Consider the following 23,528-nt stretch of genomic DNA (forward strand, 5'->3'; position numbering starts at 1 on the left):
CGGTTGGAGTGAAACTCATGGCCCACAGCGTTCACCTTAGGGAACGTCCCACCCGGCCTGGAAGGACCGGCATCGGCATGCCGGTCCTTCTGGCGGTCTTCGCATTGGCGGTGCTTGGCTTGTTCATGCTCGCCAAGCCGGCGGACCGGGCAGCTCCGCGCCCGGCCCAGGAAACCGCGACGACACCCCCTCAGCAGGACTGGCACGGCAACTACAACATGGTCCGGCGGTAGGAACCGTCATGAGCGCGCGTGGCGGAAGTTGCGGATGATGCCGGCGTCGAGCTTGGACCAGTACGCCTCGGCCTCGCTTCGCACCACGGGCATCAGCACGTAGAGCCCGATGATGTTGGGGATCGCCATCGCGAAGATCATGCTGTCGGAGAAGTCGATAACCGGACCCAGGTTCATGCTGGCGCCCAGCACGGTGAAGCAGCAGAAGATCAGCTTGAACAGCAGGTCCATGGCCCGGCTCTCGCCGAACAGATAGGTCCAGGCCTTCAGCCCGTAATACGACCAAGACATCATCGTGGAGAAGGCGAACAGAACGACGGCCACGGTCAGGACGATGGGGAACCACGGGACCACCGTGGCGAAGGCGGCGGAGGTCAGTTCGACGCCGGTAAGGCCGGTGGACAGCGTTCCGCTGATGGTGATGACCAACGCAGTCATCGTGCAGATGACGACCGTGTCGATGAAGGGCTCCAGCAGGGCGACGTAGCCTTCGGTGATCGGCTCCTTGGTGCGGACGGCGGAATGCGCGATGGAAGCGGACCCGATCCCGGCTTCGTTGGAGAAGGCGGCGCGCTTGAAGCCCTGGATCAGGGCGCCGACCACGCCGCCGGCCACGCCGGCGCCGGTAAACGCGCCGTTGACGATTTCGCCGAAGGCCCAGGCGATCTTGTCGCTGTTCACCGCGATGATGATCAGGCAGGCGCCGATATAGATGATCGCCATCAGCGGGACGATCTTTTCCGTGACGCGGGCGATGGACTTGATGCCTCCGATGATGACGACGCCTAGTGCTATCGCCATGATCAGGCCGAACAGCCAGCCGTTCCCCGCCAAGATGCTGGACTCGCCGCCGGTCACGTTGACGACCTGCTGATAAGCCTGGTTGGACTGGAACATGTTGCCGCCGCCGATCGAGCCGCCGACGCAGCACACCGCGAAGATAACTGCGAGGACCCGCCCGGAACCGGCCATTCCACGTTCCGCGAAACCCTTCGACAGGTAATACATCGGGCCGCCCGAGACGGTGCCGTCGGGATATTCGTTGCGGTATTTGACGCCCAGGGTGCATTCGGTGAACTTCGACGCCATGCCCATCAGGCCGGCGACGATCATCCAGAACGTAGCGCCCGGCCCGCCCAGCGAGACCGCGACGGCCACGCCAGCGATATTGCCGAGCCCGACCGTGCCCGACAGGGCGGTCGCCAGCGCCTGAAAGTGCGACACCTCCCCGGCATCGTTCGGATCAGAATAATCGCCACGCACGAGCGCCAGCGCATGGCCGAATTTACGGAACTGCACGAAGCCGAAATAGACCGTGAAGATGGCGGCGGCTACCACCAGCCATCCGACGATGAGGGGGAATTCCGTACCCGCGAAGTCGACGGAGTAGAAGATCACCGAGGAAACCGCGCTGGAAACCGGAGCGACGGCGGAGTTGACCCACTCGTCGATGGTTGCGGCACCGGCGGCTTCCGCCGCATCCTGCGCGTGCGCGCTGCCGTTGGAAATAAGCAAGGCCGTCAGGCCGAGGATATAGCGCTTCATTCGTGAATGCCTTCCCTGCTTTTCTTGGTTCGGCGGCCGTGTCCGGTCAGGGCACCACCGTTACCGGGACGGGCGACGCCTGGATCAGGGCGAGCGCCATGCCGCCCAGTATCCTGCGGGCTACTGAGAAGCCTCCGGTGCGCCCGATGACGATCTGCGCATCGGGCTTCTGCTCGGCGATCTCACAGATCAGTTCGGCCGCATGCCCGTAGCGCACGTCGCTGGTGACGGCGATGTTCTGGGCCTCCAGGCTCTGGATCGCCGGTGCTATCAGTTCCGCCGCCCGCGACAGTTCCTCCGTTCGCCGTTTATGGCGTTCCTCCAGTTCCTGAGCAGTCAGAAAGCTGTAGGGCGACCACTCAAGGATATGGACGACATGGATCGTCGCTCCGGTCGCCTTGGCCGCCGCCGCTGCAAAAGCGAGCGCCCGTTGCGATGCTTCCGTTTTGTCGAAACCTACGATGAGAGTTCCAGGCACGCATTGATCTCCTTTCCATGAAAGGGTTGCTTCCTGGCAACGTCTGAAATCCTTCTTTGTCATTATGAAAAATAGCCACGAAGTCTTTTTTATCCCGCCTTCGGCATAGGATGAAAGGTGTGCCGGAGCGATTGACGAAGATAGACTTGCGTGCGGTCGACTTAATGCCCGGCTCAGGAATAGCGTTCCGCGCCGATCAAAATCGGTCAGGACGCCAGATCGGCCAATCCGGCGGCTTTGGAGGGCAAGGGCACATCGCTGAGCGCTGACGTCGATCCATCGCTCGACGGACCGACGACGCTGAGGCTGCCATCGGTCTCAAGCACGACCGCTTCGACTTGTGCCAAGCTTGCAAAGCCGCTGGAGCGGACGGCGGCCATCACCTCTTCCGGCGCTACGCGAGCATCGATGAGAGCGTCATGCAGGAATTCTCCCCGGTGGAGGAGCATCGTCGGTTCGGCCTTGATGAGATCCTTGAAGAACTGCGACCGGACCGACGTCCAGGCGACGATCAACTGAAGACCTATCAGCACGCAGAAACCCAGCACTCCTTCCGCCAGCGCCACGTCCTTCGACAGCAGGACCGTCGCCAGTGTCGATCCCAGCGCAACAGTCACGACGAAATCGAATGCGTTCATCTTGGAAAGTGTTCGCTTGCCGGTGACCCGAATGAGCGCAACGATGGCGATATAAGCCAATACGCCCACTACGAAGGTCCTGAGCAGTCCGTCCCAATTATCGAAAAACATGAACTTTCCTGTCGAGTTTCGGTATTTCGTGAAGACTGCAAGTAGAGCCTTCGAGATTCTCCGCGACGATTACAGAACCTGATAGCGGCGGTACGGTTCCCTTATGCTCGTTCCTGCCGATTTGCCCTTGTTTCGAGGCGTCCGGCGGCAAGCTTAATGGCGTTGCGCCAACGTCTTCGGGATATCGCCTATGCTTCGAGCCGCTCAATGACCATGGTTCGCCAGATCGTCATCGTCGTGGCGCTTATTGCCGCCGCCGGAGCTATGTGGTGGTTCTTCGCCTCATCCCAGGAGGAGGGAGGAGCGACCGAAGCCCGATCCTCCCCATCGGCGGTAAAAGTGGAGGTAGCCGAAGCGCGGCTGGGTGAGATCGCGGAAGTGATCGAGGCGGTCGGCACGACCCGGCCCATCCAGTCGATCGACGTGATCGCCGATGCCAGCGGCCGGATCGACGAAATCCTGTTCGAGACCGGACAGCGGGTCGAGCAGGGCCAGCCGCTTGTCAGGCTTGATCGCGGCATCCAGGAGGCCAATCTGGCCGGGGCGGAAGCGGAACTGGCGGATATCCGCGTGCAGCTGGAGCGGGCGCGGCAGCTCGTCACCAGCCGGGCCGTGTCCGAGGCGCGCGTCGATGAGCTGGAAGCGGCATTCCTGGCTGCGGAAGCGCGCGTCGCGGCCGAACGGCAGCGCTTGCGGGACCGCACCACCAACGCCCCCTTCAGCGGCGTGGTCGGACTGCGGGAGGGCGATGTCGGCGCCCGCATCACCGATACCACCGTCCTGACCCGGCTCGACGACTTGTCCGTGATCGAACTGGAGTTTCAGGTGCCGGAACGGTTCTTCGGCGCGATCCGCTTGGGCCAGACGGTCAAGGCGACCAGCACCGCTTTCCCCGATACCGTGTTTGCCGGGCAGGTTGCGGCCATCGACACCAGGATCGATGCCGTGTCCCGGTCGTTCCGGGTGCGTGCGGAGCTGCCCAATTCCGACGCCGGCCTGCCCGGTGGCCTGTTCATGCTGGCCCGCATCACCCTGACGACCCGGCCGGACGCCGTCCTGATACCTGAGGAATCCGTCATGGCGGAGGGCCGCACCACCTTCGTCTACCGGATCGCAGGCACCCCGGCTGAACCGAAAGCCGAGCGGATCGAAATTCGCATCGGCCAGCGCCGCGTCGGCGAGGTCGAGGTGGTGGAAGGCTTGGCCGCCGGCGACCGCGTGGTGACGGCCGGGCTGCAACGGCTGCGCTCCGGCGCTCCCGTCCGCCTGTCGGAGCCGCCCGGCAATCCACCTTCCCAGAGGAACGTGGCGGAGCGGGCGCCATGATCTCCGACTTCAGCATCAGGCGTCCGGTCCTCGCCATCGTCCTCAGCGCGTTGATCGTGGTGATCGGCATCGCGGCCCTGCTGCGGCTGCCGGTCCGTGAGCTTCCCGACGTCGATACCGCCGTTGTCACCGTCACGACGACCTATGAAGGCGCAGCACCCGAGATCATCGACACCGAAGTCATCGAGGTTCTGGAAGGCGCCATCAGCGGTGTGGACGGCATTCGCAGCATCCGATCCTCAAGCAGGCTGGGGCGCGGCCGGATCGTGGTGGAGTTCGTCACGTCGCGCGACATAGATCAGGCCGCCAACGACGTCCGCGACGCGGTCGGCCGTGTCCTGGTCGATCTGCCGGACGAGGCGGATACGCCCGAGATCGTCAAGACAGACAGCGACGCCCAGCCGATCCTGCGGATCGCGGTCACCAGCGACCGCATGACGCCAGCCGACATCAACGACTATGCCAGCCGCTTCATCGTCGACCGCTTGTCCGTCCTGAATGGCGTGGCGCAGGTCGAGATTTTCGGCGAACGGCGCTATGCTATCCGGATCTGGCTGAACCGCGAAGCCCTCGCTGCCCGGAACTTGACGGTAGCGGATGTCGAGGCGGCGCTCCGGCGCAACAACGTGGAACTGCCGGCGGGCGAACTGGAATCGATCTCCCGGCAATTCACGGTGCGCACCGATACCCGGCTGACCAGCCCGGAGGAGTTCCGCGACATCGTGGTGGCCCAGGCCGCCAACTATCCCATCCGCCTTGGCGATCTGGCGGAGGTCGAACTGGGAGTTGAGGACGACAACTCGATCGTCAGGTCCAACGGCGAAGCCGCCGTCGGCCTCGGCGTCCTGCGGCAGTCGCAGGCCAATACCATCGAAGTCAGCAATCAAGTCCGTGCGGAACTGGAGGCGCTGAGGCCGACGCTGCCGGAAGGCATGTCGATCATGGTCAGCTCCGACGACGCCTTGTTCATCTCCAAATCCATCGAGGAGGTGGTGGTAGCGCTCGGCATGTCGGTGCTGCTGGTCGTCGCGGTGATCTTCCTGTTCCTGCACTCCGTGCGGGCGACGATCGTGCCCGCCGTCACCATCCCGGTCGCCGTGATCGGTACGCTGGCCTTCATCTATGCCTTCGGCTTCTCGATCAACATCCTGACCCTGCTGGCATTGCTGCTCGCCATCGGGCTGGTGGTGGACGACGCCATCGTGGTGCTGGAGAACATCCAGCGCCGGGTCGAGGCTGGTGAAAAGCCGCTGGCCGCGGCCTTCCTGGGCACCCGGCAGGTGACATTCGCGGTGATCGCGACCTCGCTGACCCTGATCGCGGTGTTCGTGCCGATCTCCACGCTGGAAGGGCAGGTCGGCCGCCTCTTCGCGGAATTCGGGCTGGTCATGGCGGCGGCCGTCGCGATCTCGACCTTCGTGGCGCTGTCGCTCTGCGCGATGCTGTGCTCCAAGCTGCTGCGCGGCACCGAGAAACCGGGGAGGATCGGGCGGTCGCTGGAGAGTGCCTTCAACGGCATGGCCAACGGCTATCGCCGCCTGCTCGACCGTGCGATCCGGGCGCCGGTCGTCGTGCTGGCGGTCGCCGGCGTGATCTCCGCCGGCACGGTCTTTCTGTACGATATCCTGCCGCGTGAGCTGACACCGACCGAGGACCGGGGTGTCTTCTTCATTCCGGTGACCTCTCCCGAAGGCGCCACCGCCGGCTACACCGACGCCAACGTTGCCCGCATCGAGGACGTCCTGGCCCCGCTCCGAGCTTCCGGGGAGGCGGAGCGCGTGTTCGCGATCGTGGGTTTCCGCAACCAGCCGGGCCGGGGCTTCGTCGTCGTCGGCCTATCGGATTGGGACGAACGGGATCGCAGTCAGCGGGAGATCGTCAACTCGATCATCCCCGATATCGCCGGCATCCCCGGCGTCCGCGCCTTTCCCGTCAATCCGGCGGCTCTCGGCCAGCGGGGCAGCAGCGCGCCGCTCCAGGTCGTGATCGGCGGGCAGGACTACGAAGTCATCCAGGAATGGGCCGACCGGATCGTCGAACGCGCGGCGGACAATCCAGGACTTCAGAACGTCGAAACCGACTTCGAAGCGACCCGGCCACAGTTCAACGTGCGGATCGACCGGCGCAAGGCCGACGACCTGGAAATCGGGATCGAGCAGATCGGCGGCACGCTCCAGACGATGCTGGCATCGCGCGAGGTGACCGACTTCATCAACAGGGGCAGGGTCTATCCGGTCATCCTCCAGGCCCGCGACACCGACCGGCAAACTCCCGCCGACCTGACCAACATCTTCGTCCGCTCCGGCGAGGACGGCGCGCTGGTGCCGCTCAACGCGCTGGTAACGCTGGACGAACTGGCGGCGCCTCCCGAACTGCTGCGCTACGACCGGCTGCCGTCGATCACCGTTTCGGCCTCGCTGGCCGACGGCTACGACCTGGGTTCGGCGATAGACTACATCAACGCGATAGCGGAAGAGGAACTGCCGCCCGAAGGACGCCTCAGCTACACCGGCCAGAGCCAGCAGTTCCTGGAGACGTCGAGCGGGATCGCCATCACCTTCGGGATCGCACTGCTGATCGTCTTCCTGGTGCTGGCCGCCCAGTTCGAAAGCTTCATCCATCCGCTGATCATCATGCTGTCGGTGCCGCTGGGGCTTGCCGGCGCTCTTGGCGCACTGGCGCTGGCGGGGCTGTCGCTCAACATCTACAGCCAGGTCGGGATGGTCCTGCTGATCGGCCTGATGGCCAAGAACGGCATCCTGATCGTCGAGTTCGCCAATCAGCTCCGGGCGGAGGGGATGGACATCCGGCAAGCGATCACCGAAGGCTCGGCCCTGCGCTTCCGGCCGATCCTGATGACCGTCCTCTCGACGGTCCTGGGATCGGTGCCGCTGATACTGGCAAGCGGCGCCGGCGCCGAAAGCCGTGTCGCCATCGGCACCGTCATCATCGGAGGGCTGAGCGTCGCCTCGCTGCTGACGCTGTTCGTGACGCCCGTGCTCTACGATCTGCTGGCCCGCTTCACCCGCCCCGCCAATGCGGTGGCGGAAGAGCTGAGCGGTCAGCTACGGGAGCTTCGGCAAACCAAACATCAGCCTGCCGAGTGATTTGGATCAACCTATAACTCTCTGCATCGTGCCACAAAGCCTGGGGTTGAGGTGCTGCCGCCGGTACAACGGCAGGATCGCTTTTCCATCGGCGGCAGGATAAGGTGCCGCTGGAAATCTCCATTGCAGGAGCGCAGAAGCCTTGAATGGCCACGGAGACAGGCTGCCCCCCAAAGCTTTGCCTGAAGACGAAAAACCGGGGGACGTATTGCACACAGCATTGAGCCGTCTTCCTCTCAGGCTTGTCATAGTCGCCGGTCTTCTTCCGCTCATACTTCTCGGGGCCGCGTTCCTGAGAGTGCTCAGCGTCGAGAGGACGACCGCTATTGAGGAGATGCTCGAACAGAGCGCAGTCGCCGCCGAGATGGCAATCAGCCTGTATGTCGGGCAGGAAACCGGACGTCTCGAAGGGTTGGCAGCCTCATCCTCCCTCGATTCGGGAAACTGGACCTCCTTCCGGATCGAGGCCCGGCGTTTGATCGACCGGCATCCCCATTGGCTGAACATCATCGTTACGGACGACAGCCGGCAGGTCTTCAACGAGCGCCTGGGACCTGAACAGCCGATTCCTCCCGTGCGCGATCTGGACAGCGTGCGCACTGTTTTCGAAAGCGGCCGTCCTGCCGTCGGAAACCTCGCTCCCGGTGCCAACGGTACGCTTGGGGCGGCATTCCGCGTCCCTGTCTTTCGCAATGGCCTTGTCCGATACACCCTGGTTGCTCCGGCTGCGCCAACGCTTTTCTCACGGGTACTCCGCGAACAAAAGCTGCCGGCCGGCTGGACCGCCTTGGTCGTCGACGCGAACGGTATCGTCGCCGGGCACTCGTCGGATGCGGAAACCACGGTGGGAAAGCCAATCGGCACGCCTTTGGCGGACCCGCTGCCGGGGGCGGGGACCATGACCGGCACGGTCAGCATGCCCGATGGCACGGATTACCGCATCGCCGTGGCCGCGGCCATCGCACCGGGATGGCGCGTGGCCGTCATGGCGCCGGCGTTGCTGGTCGGAGCACCGGCGCGCTTCGGCGAGTATGCGGTCTGGGGGGCGGTCGCGAGCGGCGCCGTCCTGGCGGTCGTCCTGATCGGGGCACTGCTCAGCGCAGCGACGAGCCGCCGGACGCTGGACAACCTGTCGCGCCTTCACGCCCGGGCAGTGGCGGGCGACGCGGCCCTGGCGCGGAGCGAGGCACAGTTCCGCACGCTGGCGGAATCGATGCCCGCCCTGTTGTTCGTAACCAACTCGGCTGGCGAGAATATCTACACCAATCCACGGTTTCAGGAATACTGCGGTTTGAGAGCGGAGGACTTGCTCGGCACCGGCTGGCATGCCGTGGCCCACCCCGAGGACAGGGATCGAGCTGCCTGTCTTTGGGACCGCGCCGTGCGATCCGGAACGATATACGAGGCGGAGTACAGGTTCCGGCGTTCCGACGGCGCCTGGCGCTGGTTCCTGGGCCGTGCGATACCGCAACGGAACGATGACGGCAATATAGAGCGGTGGGTAGGCACCTGTACCGACATCCAGGCCATGAGAGAGGCCGAGGAGCGGCTGCACCTGCTGATGCGGGAGGTGGACCATCGGGCCAAGAACGCCCTGGCGGTTGTCCAATCGATCCTGTACCTGTCCCGCGCCGACGATCCGGCCACCTTTGCGGAAGCGGTTGAAGGCCGTATCAACGCCATGGCGCGGGTCCATTCGCTGCTTTCGGCCAGCCGCTGGTCGGGCGTTATGCTCGGCGAACTGATCACTCGTGAACTGGCGGCGTTCTCCACGCGGCGCCGCGTCGATATCCAAGGTCCGGCAGTGGCGCTCAGGCCGGAAGCGGCCCAGGCGGTGGCACTGGTGCTCCACGAACTCGCGACCAACGCCGCCAAGTACGGCGCCCTGGCGGCGGACGGAGGCCGGCTGGCCGTCACATGGTCTCTCAGAGAAAATCCGCGGGAACTCACCCTGGTCTGGCGCGAGGAGGGCGGACCGGCGCTTGTGGAACCGCCCAAGGGCAGGGGCTTCGGCATGGTCATGATCGAGCAGGTGGTGGGGCGTCAGCTGAACGGGCGGCTCGACTTCGACTGGCGCAGCATTGGCTTGTGCTGCACCATGGCCTACCCGGAGGACTGTTTCACGGTGGGCGGCGTGGTCGGCGCACCCGCGGAGCCCGCCCCGGAGGATGCGAACAGCCTGCCATCTCCCGGCGGCCGCTCCATCCTGGTGGTGGAGGATGAAGCGATCACGGCATTGGCTGCCGTGCAGACGTTGGAGGAGGCCGGTTTCACCGTCATAGGTCCGGCGGCGCGTGTCGGTGAGGCGATCGATCTGCTGCGGACAAGCCTTCCCGACGCGGCCATGCTCGATATCAACCTGTTCGGAAGTCCGGCGTATCCGATCGCCGAGGCGCTGAAAGGCCGGGGCATCCCCTTCCTGTTCTGTACAGGCTATCAGGACCTGAACCATGTCGATGGCATCATGGAAGATGTACCGGTCCTGTCGAAGCCGGTCGCAGCAGGCAAGCTTGTCCGCGAACTGACCAAGCTGATCGCGGACAACGCCGCTTCTCAGGTTGGACAGCCGGCGCACGGTGCCGATGCCCGGCAGACATGATCGTAAAACACAATCCCCGCCCTGAACTTCCGCTGCCCCAAAGGGTTCATTGCCGACGAATGACTGTATCGACCGGCCGTATCGACGCGGCGGCATAAAGATCGAAAAGGCGATGGGGAGACTTGAATGCTTGGCGCACTAACCAACTGGTCGACAAACCTGGTCGAGCGTTATCTGCCCGATCCCTTCGTTCTCGTATTGCTTCTGACCCTGCTCGTCTACGCCGCCGGCATCCTGTTCGAGGGTGCTTCGCCGCTCGCCATGGCCCGCTATTGGGGCAGCGGGTTCTGGCAACTCCTGGAATTCGCCATGCAGATGGTGCTGGTGCTGGTGACCGGCTTCGTGCTGGCCAGCACGCCCTTCTTCCGGCGGATACTCTCCGCCATCGCAAGGCTGGCGAAGACTCCGGGACAGGCGATCGTCATCGTCACACTGGTGTCGCTGGCGGCGAGCTGGATCAACTGGGGCTTCGGCCTCGTCATCGGCGCCTTGTTCGCCCGGCAGCTCGCCCGCGCGGTTCCTCAAGTGGACTACCGGCTGCTGATCGCCAGCGCCTATTCGGGTTTCGTGATCTGGCACGGCGGCCTGTCCGGCTCGGTTCCACTGACCATCGCCACCCCCGGCCACTTCACCGAGAAGCTGATCGGGATCGTGCCGACCAGCCAGACGATCTTCAGCAGCTATAACCTGATCATCGTCGGTGCCCTGTTCATCCTGATCCCGCTGACCAATCGCCTGATGCTGGGCCATGGCGGCCGGCCCGTGCACGTCGATCCCGGCAAGCTTGTCGACATGGAACCGGAGAACGCCGGCCGTATCGCGCGTCCGGCCGACTGGCTGGAGCAGAGCCGCGTAATCTCCTGGACCGTCGGGCTGCTCGGGCTGCTGTTCATCGGCCTTTACGTGGCCGACAGGGGCTTGGCGCTGAACCTGAACATCGTCAATTTCATCTTCCTTTTCCTGGGGATACTGCTCCACGGCACGCCCTACCGTTTCCTGCACAGCCTGGAGGAGGCCGTGAAGGGGGCTGCCGGCATCGTCATCCAGTTCCCGTTCTATGCCGGCATCATGGGGATGATGGTGGAATCCGGTCTGGCGAAGAGCTTGTCCGAATGGTTCGTCTCGTTCTCCACCGCCGATACGCTTCCCCTCTTCACCTTCTGGAGCGCCGGCCTGCTGAATATCCTGATCCCATCTGGCGGCGGCCAGTGGGCCGTCCAGTCGCAGGTAATGTTGCCGGCCGCCATGGAACTGAAGGCCGATCTGAACAGGGTAGCCATGGCTGTCGCCTGGGGCGATGCCTGGACCAACCTGATCCAGCCTTTTTGGGCGTTGCCGGCTCTGGCGATCGCGGGATTGAAGGCCAAGGACGTGATGGGCTTCTGCCTGATAGTCCTGTTCGTATCGGGAGCGGTGATCTCGGCGGGGTTGCTATGGGCGTGATGGGACGGACGGAGGCTGAGCTTTATCCGTCTCCCGCAGGAGCACCTTGATCGGGCGCGACCGCATCGGCATCGCCTTCGTCGCCAGAGGGCTCGTGTTCCGTATTCACCACGACCCACCAGCACTCTTCCGCCTGCAGGATGAACACCGCGTCCGGAGATTGGCCGTTGATCGACACGTAGAGATCGTCGTCCTCCTCCCCGGCGCCGGTCAGGTGCAAGGCCATCTGGCTGGAGGCAGGGTCCACTTCACCCGATGCTTCGAGCCATGTCACGTCGCTGCGCCAGAAGCGGCTGCCTCCCAGTCGCGCTATTTGCATACGGAACTGTCGCTTGCTGTAAACATCCGGATCGTCCGATACTGGGTTCGATGCCCGCCACTCCGGAGGCTTACGCTTCCGAATGGACGCATGTGGAGAAGTCCCATGAACACCTTCAAGGTCGTTACCGGCGTCCTGTTCATCGCCTGCGCGGCATCGACATCCGCCCGGGCGGTGCCGTTCATCAAGCCGGTCTTCGGAACCCCGGTCGTGGGCATCGACTTCGCCAACCCCCTGTTCAACGTCTCCGTAAACAGCAATCTGTCGGCGTTTTCCGACGGTCTGTATGGTTCTGCCACCCTTGATCTTGCCGAGCCGGCGCCCGCAGCCCTCATCGTTCTATCCCTGATCCTGCTCCTGATCGGCCTTCCGTGGAGTGCGGGACGCCGGCAAGTCCTTCGGGGCGAAGCGCCATGAAACGCCCCCGGCCCATGGGTTTGGCCCTGCTGGGTATCATCGCCGGATCTGCCTCGGCCCAGGCGGTGCCGGTCGCGAACCCGATTGTCATCGGTGCTCCGACGATCGCGGTCACCTTTGCGAACACTCCTCCCGGTTTCGTCGTCTTCAACGAATATCTGATGGAACCAAGCGCGATCGTCGCGACGACCGGCGGCGGCGTAGGGCAGGCGCAGATCTTCGCCCCGGAAGGCATCGCGCAGCCCCTTCCGGGTCCGAACCTGTCGGCGTTCGGCGGGATTCAGATCCCTTTCGCGCTCGGCCTCGATGGGCCGGGGACCGTCGAGTTGACTATGAGCGGAAAGGTGCGGACGACCGCCACGACGACGACATTACAGGAAGGCCCGCCCTTTGCCGCATCCTTCATCGACATAGGACCGAACACGCAGATCAGCGGGATGGCGTCCGGCCCCATCAGGTTCGTCCTGGACTGGGATCTGTCGATCGTCCTGACGCAGGAGGGTCGAGAGTCCGAGACGCGGCGGACTGCACGGCGGGTCGTGTGTCCTAACAGTGTCGGGATCGTCTGCGAACAAGCCTATGACATCAGCGTGCTGGACAACACCTTCCTGCCCCGTCCGGGAGTGCCGTCGATCATCGAAACGACGATGAACTACGTCGTCACGCTGGAGAGCCGGCCGGTGACGGTTCCGGAGCCCCCTGGCTGGCCGCTGATGGCGGCCGCATCGCTCGTGATCGGGTTCATGGCGACACCCTGCCGGCGGAGAGTTCAGTCGAGTACCTGCGCGGTCTCGGCCGCTCCTCAGATATCCTCGACCTGATCGAGATAGGCGCCGTAGCCCTCGTTCTCCATGTCGGTGCGTGGCACGAACCGCAGCGAGGCGGAATTGATGCAGTAGCGGAGGCCGCCACGATCGGATGGCCCATCGGGGAAGACATGGCCGAGATGGCTGTCACCGTGTGTCGAGCGGACTTCGGTGCGGATCATGCCATGGCTTCTGTCGCGCAACTCGTTGACGTTGGCCGGTTCGATCGGCTTGGTGAAACTCGGCCAGCCGCAACCCGACTCGTACTTGTCCGAGGACGCGAACAGCGGCTCGCCCGATACGATGTCGACGTAGATTCCGGGCTCCTTGTTGTAGAGGTACTCGCCCGTTCCCGGCCGTTCGGTGCCATTGCCCTGAGTCACCCGGAACTGCTCGGGCGACAGTCCGGCAATGGCTTCCTCGGTCTTCTTGTAACCGGTCATACACGATACTCCATCGTTTCACGATGGCACGGCATCCCGCGCCGACGATTCATATAGTGCCTATCTGGTGAGATGCTCTGGTCCGGCACGTAGTTCATCGTTCTCGGCTTCCAGCTGCGCGATACGCTCCCGAAGCGGACGGATCGCCTCGGCGATTTCCATTTCCGTGAAGCGCGGGGTGATGTGCTGCGGACAATTCCAGTCGAAGGCTTCAAGACGCAGCCGGAAGATGCGTTCGAGCTTCGCCCGGTAACCCGCGATCGTGACGAGCTTGGTCAGCGCCGGATCGGCATCCAGTGCTACGACCTCGACATGCGCATAGATCTTGAGGCGGGCGCGGCGGCCGTAGTCCATCAGGAATAGGCAGACCCTGTCGTCCGCCGCAAGGTTGCCGACGCTGATGTACTGGCGGTTGCCGCGATAATCGGCAAAGGCCAGCGTCCGGTCGTCGATAAGCTTCAGGAAGCCGGGCGGGCCGCCGCGATGCTGGACATAGGGCCATCCGGTTTCGGAAACGCTCGCCATGTAGAAGCTGTCGCGCTCCGCTATGAACGCGGCCTCGTTCTCCGTGAAGCGATCGAAATCACGGTGGCCGGCAAAATCGCGCCAAAGATGGTCGGCGCCCATTTCGGCCTGCGCCGCCCGGACGCTGGGTGTTATCGCGATGTCGAGAAATCCGTATGACATGATCTATCTCCAATCCGTCGGAGAACGGCAGGTGCGGAAGCGTTCGGACAGGCGCGACACTGCAATCTCCCCCGGGGTGCGGGCCGATCTCGGACTCGGCTGACCGGAAGAATACCGGTTTTCATTTCCTCGCATAATGTGGTGCATCTGAAATTGAGCCTTCCACAAATCGGAAAGGTGCGGGCTTCGGCCCCTGGCCGGGAAATGGAGCTTGATTTCGGGGTGCCTCGAAAGACGGGATGACAGATCCCAGTTGCTGTGCGGAAGTGCGGCATGCGCTATCTTGTTCTTATCCTGGCCTTAATCCTCGCCGCCTGTCAGACGAAGTCCGGTGAGGTACATCCCCGAATGCCGCAGATGGTGGTTCCCGTCGATCCGGCCGAACCTCCGCAACCGCGTGACGGAACCCTTCAACAGGGCATCGAGGTCGGCGAGATCACGCTTGACGGCAGTGCCGCCGGACAAATCGGGGAAGTCGGTGCGATTTCGCGCAACGACCTTCGGGAAGCGCTCATCAACACGCTGGCGAGCCGCGGGTTGCTGGCGGCAAGCAGGCCTGCCTATCGGCTGGACATGAGGATCGACGGCGCGAGGACGCCGACCATACCGGGACCATTCGAAACCGAAGTCTCCGTCGCCGCCACCTATGTTCTGACCGATGCCGCGACCGGCAGCGAGGTCTGGCGCACCACTGAGGAAACGAGCGTCCAGCGGAAGATCACCGCCGGCTTTCCGGAGCCCGTGCTGATGGAGAGGGATGCTCTGGAGCAGGCGATCCGCGACAGCATTGCCCGGATGCTGAGCCAGCTGTACCGGCGCTAAAGGCCGCGCACGCCTGTTGCAAGGTGGACCCGGCGGCCGTGTCCGCTGGGGTGAAAGGAAAGGACCGACATGTCACCGGAAACCCTTCTGTTGCCTTCCAGCGCTTGGGTGCCGAACAACCCGATTCTCCCGGTCCTGCTTTATCGCGGCGTCGTCACCGGCCGGGATCAGGACGCCATGGCCTCCGCCTTCGAAGCGCTGTTCGGCCGCAACGGCTGGCCGGCACAGTGGCGGAACGGCGTTTTCCCATACCATCACTACCATCCCGCCGCCCATGAAGTGCTTGGATTTGCCGGCGGTTCGGCCCGGTTGATGCTCGGCGGTCCGGGTGGCCGGGAGGTCGAGGTCGGCGCCGGAGACGTCGCGGTGCTTCCCGCCGGCACCGGGCATTGCCGCCTGTCCGCTACTCCGGACTTCCTGGTCGTGGGTGCCTACCCACCCGGACAGGACTGGTGCATCAGGAGAGAGGCGCCATCGGATGGGATGATGGAGCGCATAGCGCGGCTCGGCTTTCACGACAGCGATCCCGTCACGGGCAAGGACGGACCCCTGCCCAAGCTTTGGAAACGTCCCGAATAGCCGGGAAACGACGACCCGCATCGTGGGTCGACTTATTCCGGCATCAGTTCTCCGCCCGCTCCGGGGAAGGAGCCGTCTGCCCGTTCCGATACGATTGAAGCAGCCGGAGCGCCCGTTCGGCGAGGTCGGCGCAGTCCTCGTTCCGACCTGCCGCCCGCAAGGTCTCCGCGTCCAGCCGCATCCACATGACGCCGGTCGCAAGTTCCTCCTTCAGCACGGGTTCGGCGGTCATGAGCCGGTGCGACTGGGCAAGTGCGCCGTCGCAGCGCTCGCCCGCCGTCGCGGCGAGCGCCGGCCCGCCGTGGCCGCACAGAAGCACCGCCGGAAGCAGTGCCAGGATCGGCGCCGCCGCCTTCCTGATCACCGGTGGCGCTCCCGCACGGCGCGCACCAGTTCCATAAAGCTGGCGACGCGCTCCTTCTCGACCGCGTTCCACCACACGCCGCCCGCTTTCAACGAACTGCCGATGATGACGCCTTCGGCGACATCCAGCAGGCTTTCCACATTGCCTTCGGTGACGCCGCTGCCGATCAGGACGGGCAAGCTGGTCGCGTCCCGGATCGTGCGGACCTCATCCGGGTCGGCGGCGTCTCCCGTGCGCTGGCCGGTCGCGATGACGGCGTCGGCGTGGAAGAACTCCAGGTCCCGGGTCAGTTCCGGGATCGACCGGTCGGCGACGATGGAATGGGAACCGTGCTTGACGTGGCTGTCGGCGAAGATCGCCACATCGGCGGCTCCGAGCGAGGCCCGGTAGCGCAGGGTCTTGCCGGCCTCGCCTTCGATCAGTCCTTCGTTGGCGACATAGGCGTTGGCCCACTGGTTCACCCTGACGAAGCGGGCGCCGCCCGCCACCGCCACCGCCAGCGCATGGACGGGAGCATTGGCCAGCACGTTGATGCCCAGCGGCACGTCGAACTCCCGCCGGATGCGGTCGGTGATCACGGCCATGCATGCCGCGGTTTCCGGCCCCAGGTCGGCAGGTTTCACGAAGGGGATGTCGCCGTGGTTCTCGACGATCAACCCGTCGATGCCGCCCGCTACATAGGCTTCGGCATCGGCGCAAGCCCGGTCGCTGATCGCCCTCATAGGCTGGCCGCGATGGTCCGGGGTACCGGGCAAAGCCGGGCAATGGATCACGCCGATCGCCACCTTCCGCTTGCCGAAGATGTCCGTGACGGCGCTCCCGCGGTTCCGCGCGACACCAGTGCCCATCGACCTGTTCCTCCGTCCTCGATCCAGGATCGACCCTATCAGGCGAGCCCCGACGGATCGCATTAACCTATTTACGTTCTTGCACAGGATGCCGAACTTTGAAAGGTTTCAACGTGAAGACAAACATAAAAAACAGGGTGCTTCATGATTTGGAAGGGGTTAATCCATGCGGCGGCCGGCCTTATGGTCGCCTTGCCGCTCATCTCCGGGGACGCGGCCGCCCAGAAGCGGCCGACCGTCTGCTTCGTGACCTTCAGCCTGCAAGTCAAATATTTCCAGAGCAGCGTCGCGGGCGGCCAGCGCGCCGCCGACGAGGTCGGCGCCGATCTGGTCGTGCTCGATCCGCAGGCGGATGCCGGGCGTCAGGTGACGCTGGTCGAGGACTGCATCGCGCGCGGCGCCAACGCGATCGTGATCGATCCGATCGAATCAGGCTCCCTGATGGGCGTGATCGACGAGGCCGGCTCGCGCAACATCCCCATCGCCGTGCTCGACACGCCGGTCAACAGCCCGCATGTCGTGACCCAGATCGGCGTACCGCAGTTCGAAGCGTCCCGCGAGTTCGGGCAGTTCGTCGCCGGCTACGTCATCGGCAAGATGGGCGGCAAGGCCAAGGTCGGGATCATGCTCGCCTCGACCGAGGTGCAACTGGCGCGGCGCGACGGCTTCATTGAGGCGATGAAGTCGGTCCCCGGTGTCGAGATCGTGGCGACCGGCGACGGCCGCAACATCCTGGAGCGGGCGACGTCCGAGGCGGAAGACATGCTGACCGCCAATCCCGGTATTGACGTGATCTACGCGACCGGCGATCCCCAGCTTCAGGGCGGTCTAGCCGCCGCGGCATCCCAGGGCCGCAACATCGCCTTCTTCGGCTGGGACGACATCCCGCAGCCTTTTCTGAAGCCGTTGGAGGAAGGCAAGATCGTCGGTTTCCTCAAGCAGTCGCCCGATATCGGCGGCGCCACGGCCGTCAAGCTGCTGGTCCAGCACTTGGCGGGACAGAAGATCCCGGCACGCTTCAGCTACAATCCCAGCGTCGTGACCCAGTACAATCTGGATAAGTTCCGGTGAGGCGGCATGGCGGCAATCCGCAGCAAGGAAGGCCAAGGCAAGCAAGGCCAGGGAAAGCAAGGAGAGCGTCATGACGCAAAGTTCCAGCCTCCTGCGGCGCGGTTCCCGGATGGGCATGCCCGACGGCCGGAGATTGGCCCTGCTGGCGGTCCGTTACGGCATGCTGGCGGCCCTCCTGATGTGGATCGTCGCCATGTCGATCCTGTCCGAGCACTTCCTGACCATTTACAACTTCCTCAACGTCGCCCGTCAGGCGGCGCCCATCATCATCATCGCCGTCGGCATGACGCTCGTGATGGCGACCGGCGGCATCGACCTGTCGGTCGGGTCCCTGGTGGCGCTGGTTTCCGTCAGCTCGGCGGCCCTGCTCTCGGCCGGGCTGCCGATCTACGCCGTCTTGGCGATCGTCATCCTGATCGGGGCCGCCGCCGGAGCCGTCAACGGAAGCTTCGTCTGCCTGGGCCTGCCGCCCTTCGTGGTGACCCTGTCGGCGCTTGTCTACCTGCGCGGCATCGCCTTCGTCGCCAGCAACGGCTACGCGGTTCCGGTGTCCGATCCGGTCTATCTGGAGATCGGGCGCGGCAGCCTTGCCGGCATCCACCTGCCGATCGTGATCGCCGCCGTCGTGGCGGTGGCCGGCTGGTACGTCCTGAACCGCACCCGCTTCGGCCTGCATTCGCTGGCTGTCGGCGGCCGGGAGGAAGCGGCCCGCGTCATGGGCCTGCGCATCACGCGGATCAAGATCGCGGTCTATACCCTGACCGGCGCACTGGCGGGACTGGGCGGAGTGGTCGCGACCGCCAGGCTGGCCAACGGGTCGCCCAACGCCGGCATGATGATGGAACTGGACGTGATCGCCGCCGTCGTGCTCGGCGGCACCAGCTTGTTCGGAGGTGTCGCGACCGTCGGCGGCACCGTGATCGGCGCCCTGTTCCTGAACTTCGTGCGCAACGGCCTCAACCTGCAAGGCGTCAATCCCTTCTGGGTTCAGGTCGTTTCCGGCTTTATCCTGCTGCTCGCGGTGCTGCTCAACACGGTGGCGAACCGCAGGATCGAGGAATGGGCGCGCACCCGCCCCGCCGCCGAGGAGGACGAGGCGTGATGAGCCAACCTATTGCCGGCCAGCCACTGATAGACCAGCCGCTTATAGAGATGCGCGGCATCGCCAAGAGCTTCGGCGCGGTCCGCGCCCTCCACGGCGTCGATCTCAGGCTTGATCGGGGCGAGGTGCTGGGGCTGGTCGGCGACAACGCCGCCGGCAAGTCCACCCTCATGAAGATCCTGGCGGGAGCCTACAGCCCCGACGACGGCGAGATCCGAATAGACGGTGTGCCGGTCAAGTTCGACGGCCCGATCTCTGCCCGCGATTCCGGGATCGAGATGATCTACCAGGACTTCGCCCTGGTGCCGCAGTTGACGGTCGCCCAGAACATCTTCCTGGGCCGCGAACTGATGACCCGGCGGTTCGGCCTGCCGGTCCTCGACCGGCGGAGCATGGCCGACCGCTCGCGCGACCTGTTCTCGGCGCTGGGCTTGCGGGTGCCGTCGGTGGACAGTCCCGTCCATGCCCTGTCCGGCGGGCAGCAGCAGGCCGTCGCCATCGCGCGCGCCACCGGTTTCGCCGCCAAGCTGGTGATCATGGACGAGCCGACCGCCAACCTGGGGGCGCCCGCCATCGCGAAGGTGCGGGAGACCATCTCGCGGCTGAAGCGGTCGGGCGTCGCCGTCATCGTCATTAGCCATCGGCTGGAGGACATCTTCGCGGTCGGCGATCACTTCATGGTCATGAAGCATGGCCGCCTGATCGCAAGCCGGGCCGTCGACGACACCCATGCCGACGAGATCGTCGAGATGATCGTCAGCGGCCGCGACCGGCGGGTTTCGTGACCCAGCGGCGCGCCACCATTCCCGATGTGGCCCGGCTGGCCGGCGTTTCGATCGGCACGGTGTCGAACGTGCTGAACGACACCGTCCCCGTCGCGGACGAGACGCGCGCGCGGGTCGAACGCGCCATCGCCAGACTCGGGTTCGTCCGCAACAGCCACGCCCGATCGCTGATCCGGACCAGCCGCCCGGCCCGGCGCGACGGCGACGTCAGGACCCCGCGTCTGGTCAGTGTCGGGTATGTCAGCGCCGACTACACCGCCAAGGTGAATGCCTTGCCGCACCGCGACGAGCGCGCCACTGCCCGGACCATCGACAAGTCACTGGGCGGTCCCGCCGCCAATGTCGCGGCGCTGGCCGCCGGCCTCGGCGCTCCCTTCGCGGTGCAGGCCGACCTGATCACGGTGGTTGGCCTCGATCCGGAAAGCGACTGGGCGATGGCGGAGATCGTTGAGCGCGGGGTAGGGACCTCCTTCATTCGGCGAACTCCCGACCGGCGCCTCAGCCGCTGTCTGGTCATCGTCGAGCCGAGCGGCGGGCGCACCATCGTCAACGAACCGTTCCAGTTCGACAAGAGCGACCTTGACCCGCTCGATGGTCTCGACGATCCGCCGGATCGCCGCCGCTGCATCCATATCGAGGGCTATCAGGTCGACTCCCTGCGGTCACGGGTAGCCAAGCTTCGCGCCGCCGGATGGACCGCCAGCATCCAGGCGACAGGGTTGCCGGCCTCGCGCCTGACCGAAGCGGGGCTGGCCGGTCTGGCGGACTCCTTCGACGTCGTGATCGTCAATCGGGAGGCGGTACGGACCGCCACCGGCTGGCGCGGCAGTGAGGCGATCCTGTGCGACCGCTTCGCCGCGATCTTCTCGCAGCGCCGGGCCGGTCCCGTCGTGCTGACATTGGGAGAGAAGGGCGCGCTGGTGCTTCCGCCGGATCGCTCCGGGCCGGTCGCGGTACCGGCCCTGCCGGTCGAAGCGGTCGACACCACCGGGGCCGGCGACGCCTTCACCGGGATATTCCTCGCCGTCTGGCTCAACACCGGTGACGCGGTCATGGCGGCTCGCCACGGTTGCATCGGGGCCAGCCTCGTCGTCACCCGGCCGACCGCCCAGGGGCTGGTTCCCTCGGCGAAGCGGATCGGAGAGATGGCGGAGGCCGAAACCATGGAAAGGGAAGGGACGGGAGCATGCTGACGCCGGACATGAAGAACGCCTTCGACACCGACGGATTTCTGGTCGTCCCCGATTTCATCGACCGGGAAACCTGCCGCCGGCTGCTCGACCATGCCCATGGCTTGGCCGACGAACTAGCACCGGAAGCCGCGCGCACGGCCTTCTCGACGGCGCTCCAGCGCGGCACCGAAGACGCATGGTTCCTGGACTCGGGCGGCAAGGTTCGCTGTTTCTTCGATAGCCGCGCCTTGGCACCCGACGGCAGTCTGCTGTGCCCGCCGCGCGAGACCGTCAACAAGATCGGTCACGCGCTGCACGACCGCGACCCCATCTTCGGTCCTTTGTCGCGCGACCCAGGACTGGCCGCGATTGCCGCCGGCCTGGGCGTGTCCCAGCCGCTGCTGGTCCAGTCCATGGTGCTGTTCAAGCAGGCCCATACCGGCGGCGAGGTCGTCAGCCATCAGGACGCGACCTATCTGATGACCGACCCGCCGAGCGTGCTGGGCTTCTGGCTGGCGCTGGAAGACGCCACCGTGAAAAACGGCTGCCTCCGCGTGCTTCCCGGCGGACACCGGTCGCCGCTCGCCTGCCGCTATCGCCGGACCGGCAACGTCGTCGCCTACGACCCTCCCGATCCGCCCGCCTTCGACGAGACCCGCTTCATTCCCCTGGAGGCCGAGGCCGGCACCCTGATCGTGCTGCACGGCCTGCTGCCCCACAGCAGCTTCGCCAATACCTCCGACCGCTCTCGGGGAGCCTTTACTCTCCATGTGGTCGACGGGACCTGCAAGTGGTCCGAGGACAATTGGCTCCACCCCGATCCAGACATGCCGATGCGTGGGTTCGACCACACGGGCTCAGGCTTTCCCGTTCAGGGCATTCCCGGCCGGAGCGTTCCGGCATGACGGTGTTCGTGTTCGGCAACTGCACCGTCGACGTCTTCTTCAAGGTCGATAGGTTCCCTATCGAGGGGGAGACGCTTCTGGCCTCGTCACGTTACGTCGACCTCGGCGGCAAGGGCGCCAATCAGGCCGTTGTGGCGGGACGCTGCGGCTCCCGCTGCGTGCTGGTCGCGCCGCTGGGGGGCGATCCGGAAGGCGCGCTGGCCCGCTCCAGGCTGGACCTGGAGCCGCTGGACACCGGCCGGCTGATCTCCGTCCCAGCGCCGACCGACCAGTCCATCATCTATATCCGGCCGGACGGCGCCAACTGCATCGTCAGCAGCCACGACGCGGCCGCCAGCCTGACGCCATCCCACTGCGCGGCAGCCCTGGCGGAGGCAGTTCCCGGCGACATCGTCCTGCTCCAGGGCAACCTGTCGCTGGAAACGACCCGCCACTGTCTGGCCGAAGCCCGCGAATGCGGAGCGACGACGCTGCTCAACCCCGCGCCCGTGGCGTTTCCCTGCGGTGACCTGTGGCCGCTGGTCGATCTGGCGATCCTGAACGAGGTCGAAGCCGCCGAACTGGGCGGCGACGCCGATCCGGCCCGCGCCGCCGCCGCCTTGCGCGCCGCCGGCGCCCGCGAGGTTATCGTGACGCTGGGATCGCGGGGGGCCACGTTCGCTGGCCCCGAGGGAGCGCACTACGTCCCGGCCCCCGTCGTCGAGGTCGTGGATACGGCAGGCGCCGGCGACGTCTTCTGCGGCGTCGTCGCCGGATGCCTGGACCGCGGCCTCCTTCCGGCTGACGCGCTCGCTCGTGCGGTATCGGCCGCCAGTCTGGCGGTCACCCGATCCGGCACTCAATCCTCGTTCCCGGATGCCGGGACACTGTCACGCCTGCTGTCGGAACCAGCCCCATGATCCCTGCCGAGACCACGCCCCCCGCCGCCGAAGGCTTCAGCCTGACGATCCGTGCGCGCAACAAGGATGCCTGGGACGCCATGGTCGGGCACCGCTTCGTCCAGGACGTCAGAGCCGACCGGCTGCCGGACGCCGTGTTCCAGCGTTATCTGCGCTACGAACATGCCTTCGTCGAAACGGCGGTGACGGTGTTCGCCCAGGCGCTGGCAAAGGCGTCCACCACCGACCAGCGCCGCCGTCTGGCGACGGTGCTGCACGGCCTAGTTTTCGACCAGATCGACTACTTCGAAGCAGTCTTCCGCGATTTGCGCATGGCGCCGACCGACGAGGCCGGTGCCAGCCTTCCAGATGGCGCGAAGGGCCTGCGCGACGGTGCCCTGGCGCTGGCCGCCAACGGCTCGCTTCCCGAAATCCTGGCGGGAATGCTGGCGGCGGAATGGGCCTACGAGACATGGTGTACCGAAGCGTCGAGCCATCCGATCAGCCATCCCTCGCTCAAGGCCTGGGTCGATCTCCATGTCGGCGGCGCCTTCGCCGAACAGGTCGTCTGGCTTCGCGCCGAGATCGACGCCGCCGCCCTCACGGCCTCGCCAGCCCTCCTGACCGCTATGGAAACGGCGTTCCGCCGCACCCTGGAACTCGAACTGCCCTTCCACGACGCGCCCTACCGATGAGACTTGGGAGCCTGCGGCTTCGGCAACCGCATAGGACAGGAAAGTGTTCATCGTTCTCGGATCTTGATGTGGCGGCGGCACGGTCTTGACAGTGAACCGGACGTTCTGAATTGTATCCGGCATGACCATGAATGCCGCGCTCCCGATTGCCGTTG

The 23,528-nt window shown here is 65.2% G+C and carries 24 protein-coding genes; 16 read left to right on the plus strand and 8 right to left on the minus strand.

The genetic code is table 11. The features are described 5' to 3' along the window. The first annotated feature begins 17 nt into the window (after positions 1-17). On the plus strand, positions 18-233 hold the full coding sequence (locus tag N826_RS42755; RefSeq protein ID WP_147040053.1) for a hypothetical protein: 216 nt from the start codon (positions 18-20) through the stop codon (positions 231-233). A 6-nt stretch (positions 234-239) separates the two neighbouring features. Here N826_RS42755 and N826_RS01000 read toward each other — a convergent pair whose 3' ends face one another. The 3 genes from N826_RS01000 to N826_RS01010 form a co-directional block, all read right to left on the minus strand. After that, positions 240-1,778: an alanine/glycine:cation symporter family protein gene (locus N826_RS01000; protein WP_084720390.1), complete on the minus strand. Its 1,539-nt coding sequence runs from the start codon at positions 1,776-1,778 to the stop codon at positions 240-242. A gap of 46 nt (positions 1,779-1,824) precedes the next feature. Then, entirely contained in the window at positions 1,825-2,256 is a 432-nt protein-coding gene (locus N826_RS01005) for a universal stress protein (RefSeq protein ID WP_044425457.1), read from the minus strand. A 206-nt stretch (positions 2,257-2,462) separates the two neighbouring features. Next, positions 2,463-3,005, minus strand: coding sequence for a DUF421 domain-containing protein (locus tag N826_RS01010; RefSeq protein ID WP_044425458.1), 543 nt, complete (start codon positions 3,003-3,005; stop codon positions 2,463-2,465). 207 nt (positions 3,006-3,212) lie between these two features. On the opposite strand from N826_RS01010, the gene N826_RS01015 reads away from it, so the two are divergent. The 4 genes from N826_RS01015 (at position 3,213) to N826_RS01030 (ending at position 11,480) form a co-directional block, all read left to right on the plus strand. Next, a complete protein-coding gene (locus N826_RS01015; RefSeq protein ID WP_044425459.1) occupies positions 3,213-4,331 on the plus strand; it encodes an efflux RND transporter periplasmic adaptor subunit in 1,119 nt (372 codons plus the stop codon). Then, positions 4,328-7,438 (plus strand): efflux RND transporter permease subunit, encoded by a 3,111-nt coding sequence (locus tag N826_RS01020; protein ID WP_044425460.1) that lies wholly within the window; start codon positions 4,328-4,330, stop codon positions 7,436-7,438. Before N826_RS01015 ends, N826_RS01020 begins: the two co-directional genes overlap by 4 nt. Before the next feature lie 334 nt (positions 7,439-7,772). Then, a complete protein-coding gene (locus tag N826_RS39560) occupies positions 7,773-10,037 on the plus strand; it encodes a PAS domain-containing protein (protein ID WP_052830730.1) in 2,265 nt (754 codons plus the stop codon). Between the two features lie 126 nt (positions 10,038-10,163). Then, positions 10,164-11,480 carry a short-chain fatty acid transporter gene (locus tag N826_RS01030; protein ID WP_044425461.1) on the plus strand — a complete coding sequence of 439 codons (1,317 nt, stop codon included), beginning with the start codon at positions 10,164-10,166 and terminating at the stop codon, positions 11,478-11,480. A 22-nt stretch (positions 11,481-11,502) separates the two neighbouring features. Here N826_RS01030 and N826_RS01035 read toward each other — a convergent pair whose 3' ends face one another. After that, positions 11,503-11,799: a hypothetical protein gene (locus N826_RS01035; RefSeq protein ID WP_044425462.1), complete on the minus strand. Its 297-nt coding sequence runs from the start codon at positions 11,797-11,799 to the stop codon at positions 11,503-11,505. Between the two features lie 105 nt (positions 11,800-11,904). Here N826_RS01035 and N826_RS01040 point away from each other — a divergent pair, with 105 nt between their 5' ends. Together N826_RS01040 and N826_RS01045 are read left to right on the plus strand one after the other, a co-directional pair. Next, a complete protein-coding gene (locus N826_RS01040; protein ID WP_044425463.1) occupies positions 11,905-12,216 on the plus strand; it encodes a hypothetical protein in 312 nt (103 codons plus the stop codon). Next, the gene (locus tag N826_RS01045; RefSeq protein WP_147040051.1) at positions 12,213-13,037 is read left to right on the plus strand and encodes a hypothetical protein; all 825 of its coding nucleotides are present in this window, start codon (positions 12,213-12,215) and stop codon (positions 13,035-13,037) included. The genes N826_RS01040 and N826_RS01045 overlap by 4 nt, the downstream gene beginning before the upstream one ends. Here the strand turns inward: N826_RS01045 and msrB are convergent. Together msrB and N826_RS01055 are read right to left on the minus strand one after the other, a co-directional pair. Then, positions 13,019-13,465 carry a peptide-methionine (R)-S-oxide reductase MsrB gene (msrB, locus tag N826_RS01050; RefSeq protein ID WP_044425465.1) on the minus strand — a complete coding sequence of 149 codons (447 nt, stop codon included), beginning with the start codon at positions 13,463-13,465 and terminating at the stop codon, positions 13,019-13,021. The genes N826_RS01045 and msrB overlap by 19 nt on opposite strands. 60 nt (positions 13,466-13,525) lie before the next feature. Continuing rightward, a complete protein-coding gene (locus N826_RS01055) occupies positions 13,526-14,152 on the minus strand; it encodes a pyridoxamine 5'-phosphate oxidase family protein (RefSeq protein WP_044425466.1) in 627 nt (208 codons plus the stop codon). Positions 14,153-14,500: 348 nt separating this feature from the next. Between N826_RS01055 and N826_RS01060 the strand changes: the two genes are divergently transcribed. Continuing rightward, on the plus strand, positions 14,501-14,974 hold the full coding sequence (locus N826_RS01060) for a hypothetical protein (RefSeq protein ID WP_147040049.1): 474 nt from the start codon (positions 14,501-14,503) through the stop codon (positions 14,972-14,974). Between the two features lie 69 nt (positions 14,975-15,043). Further along, on the plus strand, positions 15,044-15,553 hold the full coding sequence (locus N826_RS01065; RefSeq protein WP_044425468.1) for a cupin domain-containing protein: 510 nt from the start codon (positions 15,044-15,046) through the stop codon (positions 15,551-15,553). Between the two features lie 43 nt (positions 15,554-15,596). Here N826_RS01065 and N826_RS01070 read toward each other — a convergent pair whose 3' ends face one another. Together N826_RS01070 and N826_RS01075 are read right to left on the minus strand one after the other, a co-directional pair. Next, positions 15,597-15,917: a hypothetical protein gene (locus N826_RS01070; RefSeq protein ID WP_044425469.1), complete on the minus strand. Its 321-nt coding sequence runs from the start codon at positions 15,915-15,917 to the stop codon at positions 15,597-15,599. Continuing rightward, a complete protein-coding gene (locus N826_RS01075) occupies positions 15,914-16,765 on the minus strand; it encodes a BtpA/SgcQ family protein (RefSeq protein WP_044425470.1) in 852 nt (283 codons plus the stop codon). Before N826_RS01075 ends, N826_RS01070 begins: the two co-directional genes overlap by 4 nt. A 183-nt stretch (positions 16,766-16,948) precedes the next feature. Here N826_RS01075 and N826_RS01080 point away from each other — a divergent pair, with 183 nt between their 5' ends. The 7 genes from N826_RS01080 to N826_RS01110 all read left to right on the plus strand — a co-directional run bounded on the left by N826_RS01080 (position 16,949) and on the right by N826_RS01110 (position 23,373). Further along, on the plus strand, positions 16,949-17,836 hold the full coding sequence (locus N826_RS01080) for a substrate-binding domain-containing protein (RefSeq protein WP_044425471.1): 888 nt from the start codon (positions 16,949-16,951) through the stop codon (positions 17,834-17,836). 70 nt (positions 17,837-17,906) lie between these two features. Beyond that, positions 17,907-18,938 (plus strand): ABC transporter permease, encoded by a 1,032-nt coding sequence (locus N826_RS01085; protein WP_052830731.1) that lies wholly within the window; start codon positions 17,907-17,909, stop codon positions 18,936-18,938. After that, complete coding sequence (locus N826_RS01090; RefSeq protein ID WP_044425472.1) at positions 18,938-19,723, plus strand: ATP-binding cassette domain-containing protein; 786 nt, start codon at positions 18,938-18,940, stop codon at positions 19,721-19,723. The genes N826_RS01085 and N826_RS01090 overlap by 1 nt, the downstream gene beginning before the upstream one ends. Next, on the plus strand, positions 19,720-20,916 hold the full coding sequence (locus tag N826_RS01095; protein ID WP_044425473.1) for a carbohydrate kinase family protein: 1,197 nt from the start codon (positions 19,720-19,722) through the stop codon (positions 20,914-20,916). The genes N826_RS01090 and N826_RS01095 overlap by 4 nt, the downstream gene beginning before the upstream one ends. Next, entirely contained in the window at positions 20,910-21,800 is an 891-nt protein-coding gene (locus N826_RS01100; RefSeq protein ID WP_044425474.1) for a phytanoyl-CoA dioxygenase family protein, read from the plus strand. Before N826_RS01095 ends, N826_RS01100 begins: the two co-directional genes overlap by 7 nt. Next, positions 21,797-22,699 carry a ribokinase gene (locus N826_RS01105; protein ID WP_044425475.1) on the plus strand — a complete coding sequence of 301 codons (903 nt, stop codon included), beginning with the start codon at positions 21,797-21,799 and terminating at the stop codon, positions 22,697-22,699. The genes N826_RS01100 and N826_RS01105 overlap by 4 nt, the downstream gene beginning before the upstream one ends. Next, a complete protein-coding gene (locus N826_RS01110; protein ID WP_052830732.1) occupies positions 22,696-23,373 on the plus strand; it encodes a TenA family protein in 678 nt (225 codons plus the stop codon). The genes N826_RS01105 and N826_RS01110 overlap by 4 nt, the downstream gene beginning before the upstream one ends. Positions 23,374-23,528: the final 155 nt, after the last annotated feature.

This window comes from Skermanella aerolata KACC 11604, from assembly GCF_000936425.1.
In the GTDB taxonomy this organism is placed as follows: Bacteria; Pseudomonadota; Alphaproteobacteria; order Azospirillales; family Azospirillaceae; genus Skermanella; species Skermanella aerolata.

Coding starts and splice junctions, on each gene's coding strand:
- N826_RS01100 (WP_044425474.1), top strand. CDS start 20,910: ATGCTGACGCCGGACATGAAGAACGCCTTCGACACCGACGGATTTCTG.
- N826_RS01085 (WP_052830731.1), top strand. CDS start 17,907: ATGACGCAAAGTTCCAGCCTCCTGCGGCGCGGTTCCCGGATGGGCATG.
- N826_RS01110 (WP_052830732.1), top strand. CDS start 22,696: ATGATCCCTGCCGAGACCACGCCCCCCGCCGCCGAAGGCTTCAGCCTG.
- N826_RS01060 (WP_147040049.1), top strand. CDS start 14,501: ATGCCGCAGATGGTGGTTCCCGTCGATCCGGCCGAACCTCCGCAACCG.
- N826_RS01035 (WP_044425462.1), bottom strand. CDS start 11,799: ATGCAAATAGCGCGACTGGGAGGCAGCCGCTTCTGGCGCAGCGACGTG.
- N826_RS01065 (WP_044425468.1), top strand. CDS start 15,044: ATGTCACCGGAAACCCTTCTGTTGCCTTCCAGCGCTTGGGTGCCGAAC.
- N826_RS01105 (WP_044425475.1), top strand. CDS start 21,797: ATGACGGTGTTCGTGTTCGGCAACTGCACCGTCGACGTCTTCTTCAAG.
- msrB (WP_044425465.1), bottom strand. CDS start 13,465: ATGACCGGTTACAAGAAGACCGAGGAAGCCATTGCCGGACTGTCGCCC.
- N826_RS39560 (WP_052830730.1), top strand. CDS start 7,773: ATGCTCGAACAGAGCGCAGTCGCCGCCGAGATGGCAATCAGCCTGTAT.
- N826_RS01080 (WP_044425471.1), top strand. CDS start 16,949: ATGGTCGCCTTGCCGCTCATCTCCGGGGACGCGGCCGCCCAGAAGCGG.
- N826_RS01055 (WP_044425466.1), bottom strand. CDS start 14,152: ATGTCATACGGATTTCTCGACATCGCGATAACACCCAGCGTCCGGGCG.
- N826_RS01090 (WP_044425472.1), top strand. CDS start 18,938: ATGAGCCAACCTATTGCCGGCCAGCCACTGATAGACCAGCCGCTTATA.
- N826_RS01075 (WP_044425470.1), bottom strand. CDS start 16,765: ATGGGCACTGGTGTCGCGCGGAACCGCGGGAGCGCCGTCACGGACATC.
- N826_RS01040 (WP_044425463.1), top strand. CDS start 11,905: ATGAACACCTTCAAGGTCGTTACCGGCGTCCTGTTCATCGCCTGCGCG.
- N826_RS01045 (WP_147040051.1), top strand. CDS start 12,213: ATGAAACGCCCCCGGCCCATGGGTTTGGCCCTGCTGGGTATCATCGCC.
- N826_RS01010 (WP_044425458.1), bottom strand. CDS start 3,005: ATGTTTTTCGATAATTGGGACGGACTGCTCAGGACCTTCGTAGTGGGC.
- N826_RS01030 (WP_044425461.1), top strand. CDS start 10,164: ATGCTTGGCGCACTAACCAACTGGTCGACAAACCTGGTCGAGCGTTAT.
- N826_RS01000 (WP_084720390.1), bottom strand. CDS start 1,778: ATGAAGCGCTATATCCTCGGCCTGACGGCCTTGCTTATTTCCAACGGC.
- N826_RS01015 (WP_044425459.1), top strand. CDS start 3,213: ATGACCATGGTTCGCCAGATCGTCATCGTCGTGGCGCTTATTGCCGCC.
- N826_RS42755 (WP_147040053.1), top strand. CDS start 18: ATGGCCCACAGCGTTCACCTTAGGGAACGTCCCACCCGGCCTGGAAGG.
- N826_RS01020 (WP_044425460.1), top strand. CDS start 4,328: ATGATCTCCGACTTCAGCATCAGGCGTCCGGTCCTCGCCATCGTCCTC.